The organism is Pseudomonas sp. P5_B3, assembly GCF_056400405.1.
Genome location: NZ_JBFULI010000019.1, coordinates 37046 through 52782, shown reverse-complemented (window position 1 = coordinate 52782; position 15737 = coordinate 37046). Strand labels below are relative to the sequence as shown.

Sequence of the window (15737 nt, the reverse complement as noted above, 5' to 3'; positions counted from 1 at the left end):
CGCAAAAGTGGAGCCTAGTCCGGCTCCACTTCGAGCCTGAGGCTGTCATCTTCCAGGCGTACGCTGTGGCGGACGGTGCCTTGCAGGCGCCGGCCTTCGACCCGCACCACCAATGTCTTCGCTTGCTCCAGATCTTCCGGCAGTGGTGCCAGGACGCGTATGGCGAAGCAAAATGGGTCATTTTCGACCTGTTCCAGTCCAATCAGGCACTCGGCGCTTTTGCTGGTGCGCCCCGATAGCGTGTCCAGACCGTAGTCCAGCCGGGCAGGGCTGCTGACAGGTGTCGCGGTCATTTTCATTCTCCCCCGATCCTGATGGTTGCCTGTGATCAGTTCGCCGGCCGCCACTTGACGTTTTCCACGCCGAACTTTTCTGCCATTGGCTTGCTGGTCTTTTGCACCTTCTCGCGTCCGAATCGGGGGATCCGCCCCACCCCTGCGTCGCAGCTCGCCCAATGCCAGGCTTCTGCGTTATCCATTTTTTCCAGGCGGATAATGAATGATTTTGGAGCGCCATGGAGGGTGTACTCGATGACGAATAATTTTGCACTGTTCATAAAGCTCCGGTTCCTCCCTGTTGTACATAAAAGGATCGCGCGCCATCTGGAAAATTCATTCGGTTTGTCGGACGGCGGCGGTTGCTGGCGACAAGTTCGGTGCCTCGTTACCATGGGGCCTTCCCGCCCCCCAATGAACATAGACCATGGCCCTCGCCGCACCCCCTGACCTGAGTGACACCGATGTGCCCGTGCAACCGCTGGCTCGCACCTATCCGCGCGGGTTGTACATCGAGCCTCACGAGCACGTCTGGGGCCAGTTGCTGTATGCGATGAGCGGGGTGATGTGGGTCGAGACGCCGCACGAGGCGCTGGTGGTGCCGCCGCAGCGGGCGGTGTGGTTGCCGCCTGGCGTACTTCATGGAATTCGCGTGGTGTCCGACCTGCAAATGCGCAATATCTACTTGCGCCCGTCCCTGGCGGCGACCCTGGATGACAGCGTGCAAGTCATTGAGGTCGGCGGCTTGCTGCGTGAGCTCATCGTCGGTCTGGTGGAGCAGGGCAATGACGGGGCGCCCGAGTATTACGACGCGCTGGTGGGCCTGGCGCTGCTGGAGCTCAAGCGCGCCAGGCGTTCGCTGCTGAAAATTCCGCTGCCGGACGATTCCGACCGGCGATTGATGAATTTGTGTCAGGCGGTCATGGCTGCGCCTTCACTGGATATTCCTTTCGAACAGCATGCGGATAACGCCGGTGCCAGCGTGCGCACCCTCGCGCGGCTGTTCAAGGACGGTCTGGGCATGGGCTTCGCCGAGTGGCGGCGTCAGGTGCAACTGGCGACGGCGGTAGCCGAATTGATCCAGGGCGTGCCGGTCAGTGCGATTGCCCGGGAGCTGGGCTATTCGCCGAGCAGCTTCAGCGACATGTTTCGTCGTGAACTGGGCGTTGCCCCTTCGCAGTTTCCGGTGGCGCAACACCAGGACTGAATTCGCCGAGGCCGGGCTTTGGCCGAAATTCAGAAGCACTTGGCCGATGCTCAAAGGTGTCGCCCTCTAGACTCAGCGCATACCTCAATTGCCCCCGGAGTCTGCCATGAACTACCTCGTGTCTGTGGCCATCGGTCTGGGTGTCGGTCTGCTCTACGGCGCCCTGGATTTTCGTTCCCCCGCACCCCCGGCCATCGCGTTGGTAGGCCTGCTTGGCATGCTCGCCGGCGAAAAACTCTGGCCGATGGGCCGAGAACTGGTGGCTGGCTGGATCTCCTGAACCCTTTCTTTATTCAATGGACACGCCCATGAAAGCTCTGCAATTCGACAAAACCGGCGATCTCTCGGCCCTGCGCTACGTCGAGGTGCCGACCCCCGTGCCCGGCGCCGATGAAGTGCTGGTCCAGATCAAGGCCGCCGGCCTCAACCCCAGCGATGTGAAGAACGTGCTGGGACGTTTTCCCTACACCACCTTGCCGCGGATTCCCGGTCGTGACTTTGCCGGTGTTGTCGTGGCCGGCCCGCAGGCGCTGATCGGTCAGGAAGTCTGGGGCACGGGCAAGGAACTGGGCTTTTTCGCCGACGGTTCCCACGCGCAGTTCGTCAAGCTGCCGGCCAACGGCGTGGCGCTCAAACCCACGCACCTGAGCTTCGCCCAGGCCGCCAGCCTCGGCGTTCCGTACACCACGGCGTGGGATGCGCTGGAGCGCAGCCTGGTGACGGCCGAAACCCGATTGCTGGTCATCGGTGGCGGGGCGGTCGGCAGTGCCGCGCTGGCCCTGGCCAAGGTGCGCGGTGCCCGGGTGCTGGCAGCCGCGCGGCGTCCGGAGCAGGTCAAGGACTTGCAGGATCAGGGCTATCAGACCCTGCAACTGGATAAACCCGAAGACCTCGGGGCTCAGGTCAACGCCGTGTATGCCGGCGGCGCCGACGTGATTTTCGACACCACCGGTTTCTGGCTGCCGGCCTCGGTGCCAGCCCTGGCCGCGTTCGGCCGTATCGCAATCATCGCGGCGCCGGTGGACGGTCACGTGCAGTTGCCGGCCCTGGCGTTGTATCGCAAGGGTGGCTCAGTGGTGGGGATCAACTCGTTGTTGTACGGGGTACAGGCGTGTGCGGCGATGCTCGAGCAGTTCGGCCGGTTTTTCGATCAGGAATTGTTGCCATTGCCGCAAGGGTTGTTCGAATCGCCTCTGGCCGAAGGCCTGGAGCGTTATGCCGAGGTGAATCAGGGCAGCGGCGACAAGGTGATTCTGCTGCCTTAACCGCTCCCACAAAGTCCATGGCTGTGCACCGCCTTGCGCATGCTTCGCTCTGCTAGAATCGGCCCCATTGACCCAATGAGGTACCCCTATGAGCGAGCCGATTCGCCTGACCCAATACAGCCACGGCGCCGGTTGYGGTTGCAAGATTTCCCCCCAGGTGCTGGAAGTGATCCTGGCCGGCAGCGGGGCGCAGAACCTCGACCCGAAACTCTGGGTCGGCAACGCCTCGCGCGACGACGCGGCGGTGTATGCCATCGACGAAGAGCGCGGCGTGGTCTCGACCACCGACTTTTTCATGCCGATCGTCGACGATCCTTTCGATTTCGGTCGAATTGCCGCCACCAATGCCATCAGCGACATCTACGCCATGGGCGGCGATCCGTTGATGGCGATTGCGATTCTGGGCTGGCCGGTGAACGTGCTGGCCCCGGAAGTTGCCCGGGAAGTGATACGCGGCGGCCGTGCGGTGTGCGACGCGGCGGGCATCCCGCTGGCAGGCGGGCACTCCATCGACGCGCCAGAACCGATCTTTGGCCTGGCCGTCACCGGCCTGGTGGAAAAGCGCCACATGAAGCGCAACGACACCGCCACCGCCGGTTGCCTGCTCTATCTCACCAAGCCCCTGGGGATCGGCATCCTGACCACCGCCGAGAAAAAGGGCAAGTTGCGTCATGCCGACATCGGCCTGGCCCGGGACTGGATGTGCACCCTGAACAAACCCGGTAGCCGCTTCGGCAAGCTCGACGCCGTGACCGCGATGACCGACGTCACCGGTTTCGGCCTGCTCGGGCATCTGGTGGAAATGGCCGACGGCAGCCAGCTCACGGCGCGCATTGAATATGACCGCGTACCGCGCCTGCCGGGGGTGGAGTATTACCTGGAACAGGGCTGCGTACCGGGCGGGACGCTGCGCAATTTCGACAGCTATGCCAGCAAGCTCGGACGCCTTCAGGAGCTGCACAAACGCGTGCTCTGCGACCCGCAGACCAGCGGCGGCCTGCTGATTGCCGTGACGCCCGAAGGCAACGAGCAATTCCTTTCTGTGGCCGCTGAGCTGGGCCTGAGCCTGGAGCCGATCGGTGAACTGGTCGAGCGACAGAGCAACGCGGTCGAGGTGTTTTGATGTCTGTCGATTACACCGATTACCGCGACATTTTCCTCAACGACCGGCCCATGATGGACACCCGCGCGCCGGTCGAATTCAACAAGGGTTCATTCCCCGGTGTGATCAACCTGCCGTTGATGAATGACCATGAACGCCAGCGGGTCGGCACCTGCTACAAACAGCACGGCCAGCAAGCGGCCATCGTGCTGGGGCATCAACTGGTGTCGGGCGCGGTCAAGGCCGAACGCATCCAGGCCTGGGCCGATTTTGCCCGGGCGCATCCGGATGGCTTGCTGTATTGCTTTCGCGGCGGCCTGCGCTCGCAGATTGTCCAGCAATGGCTCAAGGACGAAGCCGGCATCGACTATCCACGGGTGGGTGGCGGCTACAAGGCTATGCGCACCTTCCTGCTGGACACCCTCGATCAAGCCGTGACCCAGTGCAATTTCGTTCTGCTGGGCGGGATGACCGGCACCGGCAAGACCGAGGTGCTCACGCAACTGGACAACGCCGTGGACCTTGAAGGTCATGCCAACCATCGCGGTTCCAGTTTCGGCAAGCGCGCCACGGGCCAACCCTCGAATATCGATTTCGAAAACCGCTTGGCCATCGACGTGTTGAAAAAACGCGCCCGGGGCATCGAGCAGTTCGTATTGGAAGACGAAAGCCGTGCGGTGGGCAGTTGTGCGCTGCCGTTGCCGCTGTACCAGGGCATGCAGCAGTTTCCGATGGTCTGGCTGGAAGACAGCCTTGAAGGTCGGGTCGAGCGGATCCTGCGCGACTACGTGGTGGATCTGTGCGCCGAATTCATCGGTGTGCATGGCGAGGAGGGCTTTGCGCTATTTTCCGAACGCTTGCTGGCGAGCCTGAACAATGTGCAGAAACGCCTGGGCGGCGAACGTCATCGGCGCCTGCTGGTTTTGATGGAAGAGGCATTGGCCGAGCAGGCCCGCAGTGGCGCGGTGGATCTGCACCGGGGCTGGATCGAAGGGTTGCTGCGCGAGTATTACGATCCGATGTATGCGTTCCAGCGGGAGAAAAAAGACGCGCGGATCGAGTTTGCCGGGGAGCGGGGGGCGGTTCTCGAGTATCTGCGTGAGCGGGGCAGCCAGCGGGGGTGATGTTGTTTGTGCCGGCCCCATCGCGAGCAGGCTCACTCCTACACTGGATCTGCGCCGTACACAAATACTGTGTTCACAGAAGATTACTGTAGGAGCGAGCCTGCTCGCGATGAGGCCCGATCAGGCAATGCACAACCTCAGGTCGGGCAAGTCTCTGAGCCATTATCCAGACCCTGCTTGTACACATGGCTCTGCAAACTGGCCTTGCCGTTGTGCCAGGTCAGGGTCAGCACATACAGCGAGTCGTAATCACTGGACTCCCAGTCGTCGATGATCTTCGCATCCTTGCCGGTGGCTTCGCCGGCCACCGTGTTGATCAGCTCCGGCAGGTAGCCGTGGGACCAGGCGGTGTAGATGACCGAGTTGTGATACTTGCCCTGGAGCAGTTCTTCGGCCAGGTCATCGGTGTCATTGGCGGAAAAGTTGATGTTCACCGGCAGGCCCAGCTTGATGGCGGTGGGGTTGATGGTCATCAGGGGGCGGATGTAACTGTAGGAATTGTCGAACTCGCCTTCCTCGACGTTACGGGTCGGGTTGGCCGCGAACACATAGTTGGCCTTGCCGAACTTTTCCGGCAGCAGGGTGGCCAGGCCGATGGCGCGGTTCAGGCCCTGGCAATTGAGCTGGCCCAGGCCGCCGGCGGGTTTTTCCCCGTGGCGCAGGAACACCAGCGTCTGGGTGCCATCCATCGGTTGGGCGCGGCTTGGGCCGGACTCCAGCGACAGGAACAACGCGCTGACCACCAACAAGGCGGGCAACAAAAGGTAAGCGCGATGTTTAAAGCGTTGGGCAAAATTGAACAGGTTCATGAATAAAGGGATCTTCAGCACTATTCGGTTAAGGCTGACAAACCTTTACACCACGATTTTCCTGGTGCTTTCCATGTCGTTGAAACCGGTCCGTTTTCAAAGGAGTGGTGCTCAGAGTCCCCTGGGCCCGTTTGGTTCGATTCCGGCCAAAAACGCAGCAATGTACCGGTAACCTTCAACGGGTTGCAGCGAAGGTTATCGACAGGATATTTCGAAATAATGGACACACTACACCCGATGGCGCTGAAACCGTCGTGATCTCTTTTGATCTCCTCTATCAGCGATATCGATGGCTTCAAGGGATCGCTGGCCCGATATCTCCATTATGATCGTCACTCTCAATGTCTTCGTGGATCCAGCCCATGACCGATTTGTCCGCATTCCCCATCACCCGCAAATGGCCTGCCCAGTACCCGGAGTGGATTCAGCTGTATTCCTTGCCAACCCCCAACGGCGTCAAGGTTTCGATCATGCTCGAAGAGATCGGCCTGCCTTATGAACCGCACCGGGTCGGCTTCGACACCAATGACCAGATGTCCCCGGAATTCCTGTCGTTGAACCCCAACAACAAGATCCCGGCGATCCTCGACCCCCACGGTCCGGACGACCGGCCGCTGGCGCTGTTCGAGTCGGGGGCGATCCTGATCTACCTGGCCGACAAGAGCGGGCAACTGCTGGCCCAGGAATCGGCAGCGCGCTACGAAACGATTCAGTGGCTGATGTTCCAGATGGGCGGGATCGGTCCGATGTTCGGCCAGCTCGGCTTTTTCAACAAGTTCGCCGGCAAGGACTACGAAGACAAGCGTCCCCGTGACCGCTACGTCGAGGAAAGCAGACGCCTGCTCAAGGTACTCGACGGCCGGCTTGAAGGGCGCGACTGGATCATGGGCGAGCGCTACACCATCGCCGACATCGCCACCTTCCCGTGGGTACGCAACCTGATCGGCTTCTATGAAGCCGGCGATCTGGTGGGCATTGAAAATTTCCCTAATGTCACGCGGGTGCTGGAACGGTTCCTGGCACGGCCGGCGGTGGTGCGCGGGTTGCAGATTCCGAGCCCCGTTTCAGGTTGATACAGAACCTGTGGGAGCGGCGCACCGCCGCTCCCACAAGGGGTTGTGGTGTTTTCAGGTCGCGCCAAAAAACGGCCGGATCCCGTGATCACGGAAGTACCGTTCGATCACTTTCGGGTCCGCACACGTTTCGGCAATCGCCACATAGGTATCGGGCCGCAACAGATAAAAGCCGTTGCGCCCCAGACCCGCCGCTTCGAACGCCGGTCGCCAGTCGAACACATGCAGCGGCAGATGGTGCTCGTGGCACCAGGCGATCATCTCGTCGCTGGTGTCGCCATACACATGCACCTGCCAGGTCAGGCATTTCAGTGACTCAAAGTTATCCCCCTCACCGTCATGGGCCCAGGGCAGGCGATCGCCGCCATGCACGTGCCCGGCAACGCCCGTGCTCAATGGCATGCCCCGATAATTCAGGGTGATCTGCGACACTGTGCGAAACAGGAACTGACGGGAGGTTTCGAATGAGGTCATTTTCGGTAACAAGAACGGGGCCAGGCGCGTACGCAGCAGATCGGCAATCGGCCCGTCAGCGGTGACGAAAGTGAAGACCCGGTCGGTGGTGGCCACCAGTTTGCGGGCGAAAGCGATGCGCTCGGTTTCATAGGTGTCGAGCAGTCTGGCCTCGGCGCCGCCGCTCAACACTGCCGCCAGTTTCCAGGCCAGGTTGATGGCGTCGCCGATCCCGGTGTTCATGCCCTGGCCGCCCGCAGGACTATGGACGTGGGCAGCATCGCCCAGCAAAAACGCCCGGCCGTTGCGGAAGTGATCCGCCACCCGATGATGCACGCGGTAGGTCGAAAACCAGTTCAGTTGCTCGATCTTCACCTTCATATGCTCGATGGCCCGGCTGCTGACGTCCTCGAAACGCAGGGTCTCGGCGTGTTCGGCGCGCTCGTCGCGCACCGTGCCGATCAGGCGCGCGCGACCCGTGCCTGCCAGCGGGAACACGGCGAGGAAGTCCGCCTCGTCGAGATCCACATGCAATTCGCCGTTGAATGTCGGGCCGCTGGCCTGCACGTCGGCGACGTAGAAAATCTGCTGGTAGGTCCCGCCGGGAAACCCGGTGTCGAGGGTCTTGCGCACAATCGACCGGGCACCGTCGCATCCGGCCAGGTAACAGGCCTGGCAGATTTCCTGCTGGCCGTCGGGCAGATGCAGCGTGGCCGTGATGCCGTCCGCGGTTTGCTCGAAGCTTGCCAGTTCGGTGTTGCGTTCCACTGTGATACCGAAGGCTTCCAGGCGCTCGATCAACAGCCGTTCGTGTTCGTCCTGCGGGAAAATCTCGAGAAACGAGTAGGGGGTCAGGCCTTCACCGATCTGAGACAGGGGCAGGCGCGCCACGGGCTCACCCTTGACCCAGAAGTTGCCGGCCTTTACTTGATGGCCGTTTTGCACCACGGCGTCGTCCAGTCCGAGCTGGCGATACAGCTCCAGCGTCCGAGCCTGGACGGCCAGCGCCCGGGAGGTTGTGCCGGGGGCGGAGGTTTTGTCGACGATCCGCACGCGCACGCCCAGTTTGCTCAGCCACAACGCCAGGACCAGCCCGGTCGGGCCGGCGCCGACGATCAACACGTCGCTGCGGTGCATGAACCTGTCCTCCTCGCTGTGTGAATCAAGTATGGTCCAGTCGGGGAGGGCGGCAACCATCGGACTGCCACGGCCGTAGCGGCTGACCTGCCATTGGTCGTATGGTTAGCCCGGACCAACGGATCAGATGGAGCGACATGCAAATCAGATTGATCACAAGCGTCGGCGTGTTGCTGGTATTGGCCGGTTGCGGCAGCCAACGGACCCAGGAGCCGGCGGCGCGCACTCCGGCCCAAGTGAAGGCCGAGATTGTGCGTTTGCTGCCGGCGAAGGCTGCCGATCCCCAGGGTTGGGCCACGGATATCCAGGTGGCATTTACCGCGCAAGACATCTCGCCGACCACGAAAAACCTGTGCTCGGTGCTGGCCGTGACCGAACAGGAGTCGACTTTTCAGGTCGATCCGAGCGTGCCGGGGCTGGGCAAGATCGCCCGTGACGAGATCGACCGTCGCGCCGCCAGGGCGCACATTCCCGGCCTGCTGGTGAGCGGTGCGCTGAAGCTCGATTCGCCCAATGGCAAAAGCTACAGCGACCGCCTGAATGCCGCGCGCAGTGAAAAGGAACTGAGTGCGATTTTCGACGACTTCATCGACATGGTGCCGATGGGCAAAAAACTGTTCGGCGGCTTCAACCCGGTGCATACCGGCGGACCAATGCAGGTCGGCATTGATTTTGCCGAGCAGCAGGCCAAGGGCTATCCATACCCGGTGAAGGGTTCGATTCGTCATGAAGTGTTCACCCGGCGCGGCGGCATGTATTTCGGCATCGCGCATCTGCTTGGGTACCCGGTGAGCTACCCGCAGCCGTTGTACCGTTTTGCCGACTTCAACGCGGGTTGGTACGCCAGTCGCAACGCCGCGTTTCAGAACGCAGTGAGCCGGGCGTCCGGTATTCCGTTGGCGCTGGATGGCGATCTGGTGAACTACGGTTCGATCATGCCCGGCACCACGGAACTGGCCGTGCGCACCCTCGGCAAGCAATTGGACATGCGTAATCCGACGATCCGCGAACAACTGGAGGAGGGGAAAACCCTGGCTTTCGAAGACAGCAAACTCTATCGGCGGGTTTTCGAACTGGCCGAACGGGCCGAGGGCCGGCCGTTACCCCGTGAAGTGGTGCCGGGGATCGTGTTGCAAAGCCCGAAAATCACCCGAAAACTCACCACCGCGTGGTTCGCCAAACGGGTCGATGAACGTTACCAGCGCTGCATGGCGCGGGCAGGGAAGTAATCGCGGCGCAAAAAAAGCATAAAAAACCCGACGGGTGAGGCCGGGTTTTCGTTGAGTCCTGCGGTAAAGCACTGCATTCAGACAGCGCGGCTTTCGATCAGACGGTCGGAACCACCTTCGGCAACGCGGTTTTCCAGCAGTTTGTCAGAGCCGCCTTCAGCAACGCGGTTCTGCAGCAGTTTGTCGGAACCGCCTTCAGCGACGCGGTTTTCCAGCAGCTTGTCGGAACCGCCTTCGGCAACACGTTTTTCCAGCAGGCGATCTGAACCACCTTCGGCCACACGATTCTCGATCAGGCGATCGGAACCACCCTCGGCCACACGGCTTTCAATCAGACGATCCGAGCCGCCTTCAGCGACCACAGGTTGAGCAGAAGTTGCGGCGAAAGCGTTAACTGCGAAAACCGAGAAAGCGATGCTGAGGAGGGTCTGGCGTTTCATGATGGTGTGCTCCGGGGTGCTGATGGGTGGGTATGGAGCAGATGTTACGCCGGGGATTTTTTATGAGAACTTCATTGCGCTGATGGTGAACATCGACGGCAATGATAGGACCGGCGCCATACCCCTTCTGAGCGTGATGGTGCGATCGTCGGATGGTCGCTGTGTGACGGTTGGCGGCTTCTACACTGGATAGCTGGCGCGTTCCTCTGCCGGGACGATTGATGAGGCACTGCAGAGATCGCGGTGAACAAGGAGATGTTTATGTACCAGCTCTACGGTTATCAGAACTCCGGGGCGGCGGCCATCGAGGCCGCCCTTGAACTCTGTGATGTTCCTTATCGCTTCATCGATGTCGAGACATCTGCGGAGGCGGCCCAGGCGCTGGAGAAACTCAACCCGCTCAAACAGATTCCGACCTTGCAGCTACCTGATGGCAGCGTCCTGACCGAGAGCGCGGCGATCCTGATTCACCTCGGGCTGACCTTTCCCGCATCGGGGTTGTTGCCGTCAGACCCGGCCGAGCGGGCCCAGGCCATTCGCGGCATGGCGTACATCGTCAGCAATTGCTATGCGGCCATCGGCATCATTGATTACCCCGAACGCTGGCTGGCCGAGGCGGATGAGTCGTCCAGGCACAACCTCATGGAGGGCGCCCGCCGGCGCCTGCACTGGAGTTGGGAGGTGTTTGCCGATCAGTTCTCGGGCGAGTTGTACCTGGGTAGCGAGAAGCCGGGGGCGCTGGATGTGCTGGCAGCGGTGATCTCGCGATGGGCGGGCAGTCGGGAGCATTTGCGTAATGCCAGGCCGGGTTTTTTCGCCTGGCTGGAACGCATCGACCGCTACCCGGCGCTGACGCCGGTATTCACCCGGCATTGGCCCGCCTGAGAACACTTAACACCAAATGTAGGAGCGAGCCTGCTCGCGATAGCGGACTGACAGCCAACATCTTTGTTGAATGTTAATCCGCTATCGCGAGCAGGCTCGCTCCTACAGGTGGAGTGCAACGTGTTCGGATTTATTCCCCGCGAATGTACTGTTCCAGCTGCTTGATCAGCTCCGCCTGTTCGGCAATCGCCTCCTTGACCAGGTCACCGATCGACAGCAGCCCAATCAATTTGCCGTTTTCGACCACCGGCAAGTGACGCAGGCGCCTATCGGACATGATGCCCAGGCAGGTCTCCACGGTTTGATGGGGGTCGACGGTGATCACCGGTGACACCATGATGTCGCGTACCGGCGTACCCACCGAAGAGCGGCCGTGCAGCACCAGTTTGCGTGCATAGTCCCGTTCGCTGATGATGCCCAGCACTTCATCATTCTCCACCACCAACAAGGCGCCGACGTTTTTCTCGGCCATCTTCATCAGTGCTTCGAGCACCATGTGATCGGGTTTGATCTGGTGCACTTCCTGATTCTTCTGATCTTTGAGCTTGAGCAGTTGGGCGACGGTTTTCATGGTGGTTACTCGGGTGTTGTCGTTGTTCTTGAAGAATCGTAGACGCGAGCGTTCAGGGCAAGGGCGAATGCGGCAGATAACACGCAAAAAACGTCATTCGGCGGTTTTTCTTCGGTAAACCCCTCATTTCAGGCCCGGCGCACTACCTGTAGGAGCGAGCCTGCTCGCGATGACGGACTAACAGCCAATATCTTCGTTGAAGGTTAATCCGYYATCGCGAGCAGGCTCGCTCCTACAAGTAGTGTGTCTGCCTGGCAGGCCTGCGGCAAACGCGCTATCCCGGCCGATGACGGGTAGAATCCCCCTCTGAATCAACGTTGAGGTTTGCAGTGGTGGATCTACAGCAGGGCTTCGTCCTGACCCGGCATTGGCGCGACACCCCGGCCGGTACGGAAGTCGAGTTCTGGCTGGCGACCGATATCGGTCCCCGGCGCATCCGCCTGCCTCATCAACCGTCGGTGGCGTTCATCCCTGCTGCGCAGCGTCAGGCGGCCGAAAGCGTTTTGCATGACGAGAAGAACGTCGAGCTCAGGCCCCTGGCCCTGCAGGATTTCGAACATCGCCCGGTCCTCGGGCTTTACTGCCAGCAACATGGCCAGTTGATGCGCCTGGAAACCGCGCTGCGCCGGGCCGGTGTCGAGGTGTTCGAAGCCGACGTGCGCCCGCCGGAACGCTACATGATGGAACGCTTCATCACCGCGCCGGTGCGTTTCAGTGGCACGCCGAATGCCGAGGGCCTGCTGCTCGACGCCCAGATGAAACCCGATCCCGACTACCGGCCGAGCCTCAGACTGGTGTCCCTGGACATCGAGACCACCGCCCAGGGCGAGTTGTATTCCATTGCCCTGGAAGGTTGCGGCGAACGTCAGGTGTACATGCTCGGTCCGCCGAATGGCGACGCCAGCCAGGTGGATTTCCAGCTCGAATACTGCGATTCGCGGACCCTGCTGCTGAAAAGACTCAATGAATGGTTTGCCCGCTTCGACCCCGACGCGATCATCGGCTGGAACGTCGTGCAGTTCGACTTGCGGGTGCTTCACGAACACGCCCGGCGCCTGGCGGTGCCCTTGAAACTGGGGCGTGGCGGTGAGGAAATGCAGTGGCGCGAACATGGCAGCGGCAACCATTACTTCGCCTCGGCGGCAGGACGCCTGATCATCGACGGTATCGAGGCCCTGCGCTCGGCAACCTGGAGTTTCCCTTCGTTCAGCCTGGAAAACGTCGCGCAAACCTTGCTCGGCGAGGGCAAATCCATCGACAACCCGTACCAGCGCATGGACGAAATCAATCGCATGTTCGCCGAGGACAAACCGGCGCTGGCCACATACAACCTCAAGGACTGCGAACTGGTCACGCGGATTTTCGCCAGGACTGAGTTGCTCACCTTCCTGCTGGAGCGGGCCAGCGTCACCGGTTTGCCGGCCGATCGCATGGGCGGTTCGGTGGCGGCGTTCACACACCTGTACATGCCGCTGATGCACCGTCAGGGTTTCGTTGCGCCGAATCTCGGTGGCAAGCCACCCGAAGCCAGCCCCGGCGGTTTTGTCATGGATTCACAACCGGGACTGTACGAATCGGTGTTGGTGCTCGACTACAAAAGCCTCTATCCGTCGATCATCCGCACCTTCCTGATTGACCCCGTGGGGCTGATTGAAGGGCTCGAGCATCCGGACGACAGCGAGTCGGTACCGGGTTTTCGTGGCGCGCGCTTTTCGCGCACCCGGCATTGCCTGCCATCCATCGTCGCCCGGGTGGCCGAAGGCCGGGAAACCGCCAAGCGCGAACACAACGCACCGCTGTCCCAGGCGCTGAAAATCATCATGAACGCGTTCTACGGTGTGCTCGGCTCCAGCGGTTGTCGCTTCTTCGACACGCGCCTGGCTTCGTCCATCACCTTGCGCGGGCACGAGATCATGCTGCGCACCCGCCAGTTGATCGAGGCCCAGGGGCATGCAGTGATTTATGGCGACACCGATTCGACCTTCGTCTGGCTGCGTCGCGCCCATGGTCAGCAGGAGGCGGCGCAGATCGGCCACGCGCTGGTGGCGCACGTCAATCAGTGGTGGCGCGAGCACGTGCAGCAGGAATACGGCTTGCAAAGCGTTCTCGAGTTGCAGTTCGAAACCCACTACAAGCGCTTTTTGATGCCGACCATCCGCGGCGCCGAAGAAGGCAGTAAAAAGCGCTACGCGGGGCTGGTGACCCGGGCCGATGGCAGCGACGAAATGATCTACAAAGGCCTGGAAACCGTACGCACCGACTGGTCGCTGTTGGCCCGGCAATTCCAGCAGGAGCTGTATTCGCGGATCTTCCTGCGCCAGCCCTATCAGGATTATGTGCGTGACTACGTGCGCAAGACCCTGGCCGGTGAATTCGATGACCGGCTGATCTACCGCAAGCGCCTGCGCCGCAGCCTCGATGACTATCAGCGTAACGTACCGCCCCATGTGCGCGCGGCGCGCCTGGCCGACGAGTACAACGACCGCCAGGGTCGCCCGCGGCAATACCAGAACGGCGGCTGGATCAGCTACGTGATCACCGGCGCCGGCCCCGAGCCGCTGGAAGTGCGCAGCGCGCCCATCGATTACGACCACTACATCACCCGGCAACTGCAACCGGTGGCGGACGCGATACTGCCGTTTGTCGACGACGACTTCTCAACCCTGATTGGGGGGCAACTGGGCCTGTTTTGAGTCCATCAGCGACAAGGTCCAGTCATCCAGGATGCCGTGGAAGTATTGGTTCAGGGCTTGCTGGAAAAGGCTGTCGGCGGCGGTGACCTGGGCAAACAGGGTCATCGAGGAATGAAACTTCAGGTCGTCGGGATGGCCGAAAATCCCGGCCACCGAGCACTCCCGGATGTTCAGTACTTCCTGGGTGCAGGTGCGTAGCCGGGCGCCCAGCAACGGGTGCTCAAGGTAGGCCAGGGCTTCCTCCCGCGAGCGGATGGCAAAGCGGCGCGACATCTCGCTGCCGCCGAGCCCGGCAAATTGCGGAAAAATGAACCACATCCAGTGACTGCGCTTGTGTCCATTGCTCAGCTCGTTTTGAACCCGCTCGAATATCGGCTCCTGAGCCAGGAGAAAACGTTGCAGATTGAACGGGTCCAGGTGGTCGGTGCTCCTCATGGCGAAGCTCTCTGACTGACTGCGGTGGTTCAGACCATGGCCAGCCGCTGTTTGCGTTGTGGCGCGTGAAACGCTTGGTCCAGCGCCTCCAGATCCCCGGCTTCAAGCTGCAATCGGGCAGCTTGGGCATTGAGCCGTACATGCTCGGGGCGGACCGCTTTGGGGATAGCGATCACGCCGTCCTGACGCACAATCCATGCCAGCGCGACTTGTGCCGGCGTCACGCCGTGTCGGGCGGCCACCTGTTTGAGAGTGGCATTGGCGAGCATTTTTCCGCCCTGGTCGATCGGACAGTAAGCCATGACCGGCAGCCGTCGTTGATGGCTCCAGGGTAATAAATCAAATTCTATGCCCCGTTGTGCCAGGTTGTAGAGCACCTGATTGGTGGCGCAGGCCGGGGCGTCCAGTTCCAGCAAGTCGTCGAGGTCGAAATTGGACACGCCCCAACGACCGATCTTGCCGTCTTCGCGCAGGCGTTCGAAGGCTTCAACGGTTTCCTCCAGGGGATACTGGCCGCGCCAATGCAGCAGATACAGATCGATGTAATCGGTGCCGAGCCGGCGCAGGCTTCGCTCACATGCCAGGGGAATGCCCTGGCGGCTGGCATTGTGCGGGTACACCTTGCTGACCAGAAAGACGCTGTCGCGCTGGTCGGCGATGGCATCGCGGACCACTTCCTCGGCGCCGCCTTCGGCGTACATTTCAGCGGTGTCGATCAGGGTCATGCCCAGTTCGATGCCCAGGCGCAGGGCCGCGACTTCTTCCGTGTGCCGTGAGCGGTCTTCGCCCATCTGCCAGGTCCCCTGGCCGATAACAGGGACCCTGGCGCCAGCCAATTCAAGCGTGCGCATGCAAACCTCCTTTATGAATGCCGATGGTTGTTTCAATGGGCAGCACAATAGTCCATCGGTTCCCCCGCAGGGGTTGCTGCAGGCTGCGATCTTTTGAGCTGGACCTTGTGTGCCGATACTGCACTTTTTCGCCATGCCCGACTCTATCCATGGCAGCCAGCGGCGATCCCCACCGTCGGCCCCCCCTT

At 61.3% G+C, this 15737-nt stretch carries 17 protein-coding genes; 9 read left to right on the top strand and 8 right to left on the bottom strand.

The genetic code is table 11. The annotated features are described in order from the left end of the window. Positions 1–14 precede the first annotated feature (14 nt). Together AC1DRN_RS13665 and AC1DRN_RS13660 are read right to left on the bottom strand one after the other, a co-directional pair. Positions 15–293, bottom strand: a complete 279-nt coding sequence (locus AC1DRN_RS13665; RefSeq protein ID WP_223463440.1) for a hypothetical protein — start codon at positions 291–293, stop codon at positions 15–17. 35 nt (positions 294–328) lie between these two features. After that, positions 329–556: a DUF6555 family protein gene (locus AC1DRN_RS13660; protein WP_057714008.1), complete on the bottom strand. Its 228-nt coding sequence runs from the start codon at positions 554–556 to the stop codon at positions 329–331. 146 nt (positions 557–702) lie between these two features. Here AC1DRN_RS13660 and AC1DRN_RS13655 point away from each other — a divergent pair, with 146 nt between their 5' ends. The 5 genes from AC1DRN_RS13655 (at position 703) to mnmH (ending at position 4973) form a co-directional block, all read left to right on the top strand. Beyond that, positions 703–1482: an AraC family transcriptional regulator gene (locus tag AC1DRN_RS13655; RefSeq protein WP_223463439.1), complete on the top strand. Its 780-nt coding sequence runs from the start codon at positions 703–705 to the stop codon at positions 1480–1482. A gap of 106 nt (positions 1483–1588) precedes the next feature. Further along, positions 1589–1762 carry a DUF1427 family protein gene (locus tag AC1DRN_RS13650; RefSeq protein WP_223463438.1) on the top strand — a complete coding sequence of 58 codons (174 nt, stop codon included), beginning with the start codon at positions 1589–1591 and terminating at the stop codon, positions 1760–1762. Positions 1763–1790: 28 nt separating this feature from the next. Beyond that, positions 1791–2747 carry a quinone oxidoreductase family protein gene (locus AC1DRN_RS13645; protein ID WP_223463437.1) on the top strand — a complete coding sequence of 319 codons (957 nt, stop codon included), beginning with the start codon at positions 1791–1793 and terminating at the stop codon, positions 2745–2747. 88 nt (positions 2748–2835) lie between these two features. Then, entirely contained in the window at positions 2836–3870 is a 1035-nt protein-coding gene (selD, locus tag AC1DRN_RS13640) for a selenide, water dikinase SelD (protein ID WP_223463436.1), read from the top strand. After that, positions 3870–4973 carry a tRNA 2-selenouridine(34) synthase MnmH gene (mnmH, locus tag AC1DRN_RS13635; protein ID WP_223463435.1) on the top strand — a complete coding sequence of 368 codons (1104 nt, stop codon included), beginning with the start codon at positions 3870–3872 and terminating at the stop codon, positions 4971–4973. The genes selD and mnmH overlap by 1 nt, the downstream gene beginning before the upstream one ends. Positions 4974–5110: 137 nt before the next feature. Here the strand turns inward: mnmH and AC1DRN_RS13630 are convergent, their stop codons facing one another. Further along, positions 5111–5782: a histidine phosphatase family protein gene (locus AC1DRN_RS13630; RefSeq protein ID WP_223463434.1), complete on the bottom strand. Its 672-nt coding sequence runs from the start codon at positions 5780–5782 to the stop codon at positions 5111–5113. Between the two features lie 362 nt (positions 5783–6144). Between AC1DRN_RS13630 and AC1DRN_RS13625 the strand changes: the two genes are divergently transcribed. Further along, a complete protein-coding gene (locus AC1DRN_RS13625; RefSeq protein ID WP_223463433.1) occupies positions 6145–6855 on the top strand; it encodes a glutathione S-transferase family protein in 711 nt (236 codons plus the stop codon). Between the two features lie 54 nt (positions 6856–6909). Here AC1DRN_RS13625 and AC1DRN_RS13620 read toward each other — a convergent pair whose 3' ends face one another. Next, positions 6910–8445, bottom strand: coding sequence for an FAD-dependent oxidoreductase (locus AC1DRN_RS13620; RefSeq protein WP_223463432.1), 1536 nt, complete (start codon positions 8443–8445; stop codon positions 6910–6912). Positions 8446–8582: 137 nt separating this feature from the next. On the opposite strand from AC1DRN_RS13620, the gene AC1DRN_RS13615 reads away from it, so the two are divergent. After that, positions 8583–9674 (top strand): DUF1615 domain-containing protein, encoded by a 1092-nt coding sequence (locus AC1DRN_RS13615; protein ID WP_223463431.1) that lies wholly within the window; start codon positions 8583–8585, stop codon positions 9672–9674. Positions 9675–9751: 77 nt separating this feature from the next. Here the strand turns inward: AC1DRN_RS13615 and AC1DRN_RS13610 are convergent, their stop codons facing one another. Beyond that, positions 9752–10114: a hypothetical protein gene (locus AC1DRN_RS13610; RefSeq protein WP_223463430.1), complete on the bottom strand. Its 363-nt coding sequence runs from the start codon at positions 10112–10114 to the stop codon at positions 9752–9754. Positions 10115–10375: 261 nt separating this feature from the next. On the opposite strand from AC1DRN_RS13610, the gene AC1DRN_RS13605 reads away from it, so the two are divergent. Continuing rightward, positions 10376–10999 carry a glutathione S-transferase family protein gene (locus AC1DRN_RS13605; protein ID WP_223463429.1) on the top strand — a complete coding sequence of 208 codons (624 nt, stop codon included), beginning with the start codon at positions 10376–10378 and terminating at the stop codon, positions 10997–10999. Positions 11000–11129: 130 nt separating this feature from the next. Here AC1DRN_RS13605 and AC1DRN_RS13600 read toward each other — a convergent pair whose 3' ends face one another. After that, entirely contained in the window at positions 11130–11570 is a 441-nt protein-coding gene (locus AC1DRN_RS13600) for a CBS domain-containing protein (protein ID WP_223463428.1), read from the bottom strand. A gap of 332 nt (positions 11571–11902) precedes the next feature. Here AC1DRN_RS13600 and AC1DRN_RS13595 point away from each other — a divergent pair, with 332 nt between their 5' ends. Further along, positions 11903–14263 (top strand): DNA polymerase II, encoded by a 2361-nt coding sequence (locus tag AC1DRN_RS13595; protein WP_223463427.1) that lies wholly within the window; start codon positions 11903–11905, stop codon positions 14261–14263. Here the strand turns inward: AC1DRN_RS13595 and AC1DRN_RS13590 are convergent. Beyond that, complete coding sequence (locus tag AC1DRN_RS13590; protein WP_223463426.1) at positions 14228–14698, bottom strand: DUF1810 domain-containing protein; 471 nt, start codon at positions 14696–14698, stop codon at positions 14228–14230. The two genes, AC1DRN_RS13595 and AC1DRN_RS13590, sit on opposite strands and share 36 nt — an antisense overlap. Before the next feature lie 29 nt (positions 14699–14727). Next, entirely contained in the window at positions 14728–15549 is an 822-nt protein-coding gene (locus AC1DRN_RS13585) for an aldo/keto reductase (protein WP_223463425.1), read from the bottom strand. Positions 15550–15737 lie beyond the last annotated feature (188 nt).

Bases quoted from the DNA above. Each gene is read 5' to 3' on its own strand.
- AC1DRN_RS13585 (WP_223463425.1), bottom strand. From the start codon at position 15,549: ATGCGCACGCTTGAATTGGCTGGCGCCAGGGTCCCTGTTATCGGCCAG.
- AC1DRN_RS13650 (WP_223463438.1), top strand. From the start codon at position 1,589: ATGAACTACCTCGTGTCTGTGGCCATCGGTCTGGGTGTCGGTCTGCTC.
- AC1DRN_RS13620 (WP_223463432.1), bottom strand. From the start codon at position 8,445: ATGCACCGCAGCGACGTGTTGATCGTCGGCGCCGGCCCGACCGGGCTG.
- AC1DRN_RS13590 (WP_223463426.1), bottom strand. From the start codon at position 14,698: ATGAGGAGCACCGACCACCTGGACCCGTTCAATCTGCAACGTTTTCTC.
- AC1DRN_RS13615 (WP_223463431.1), top strand. From the start codon at position 8,583: ATGCAAATCAGATTGATCACAAGCGTCGGCGTGTTGCTGGTATTGGCC.
- AC1DRN_RS13665 (WP_223463440.1), bottom strand. From the start codon at position 293: ATGACCGCGACACCTGTCAGCAGCCCTGCCCGGCTGGACTACGGTCTG.
- AC1DRN_RS13600 (WP_223463428.1), bottom strand. From the start codon at position 11,570: ATGAAAACCGTCGCCCAACTGCTCAAGCTCAAAGATCAGAAGAATCAG.
- AC1DRN_RS13605 (WP_223463429.1), top strand. From the start codon at position 10,376: ATGTACCAGCTCTACGGTTATCAGAACTCCGGGGCGGCGGCCATCGAG.
- AC1DRN_RS13610 (WP_223463430.1), bottom strand. From the start codon at position 10,114: ATGAAACGCCAGACCCTCCTCAGCATCGCTTTCTCGGTTTTCGCAGTT.
- AC1DRN_RS13630 (WP_223463434.1), bottom strand. From the start codon at position 5,782: ATGAACCTGTTCAATTTTGCCCAACGCTTTAAACATCGCGCTTACCTT.
- AC1DRN_RS13660 (WP_057714008.1), bottom strand. From the start codon at position 556: ATGAACAGTGCAAAATTATTCGTCATCGAGTACACCCTCCATGGCGCT.
- AC1DRN_RS13655 (WP_223463439.1), top strand. From the start codon at position 703: ATGGCCCTCGCCGCACCCCCTGACCTGAGTGACACCGATGTGCCCGTG.
- mnmH (WP_223463435.1), top strand. From the start codon at position 3,870: ATGTCTGTCGATTACACCGATTACCGCGACATTTTCCTCAACGACCGG.
- AC1DRN_RS13625 (WP_223463433.1), top strand. From the start codon at position 6,145: ATGACCGATTTGTCCGCATTCCCCATCACCCGCAAATGGCCTGCCCAG.
- AC1DRN_RS13645 (WP_223463437.1), top strand. From the start codon at position 1,791: ATGAAAGCTCTGCAATTCGACAAAACCGGCGATCTCTCGGCCCTGCGC.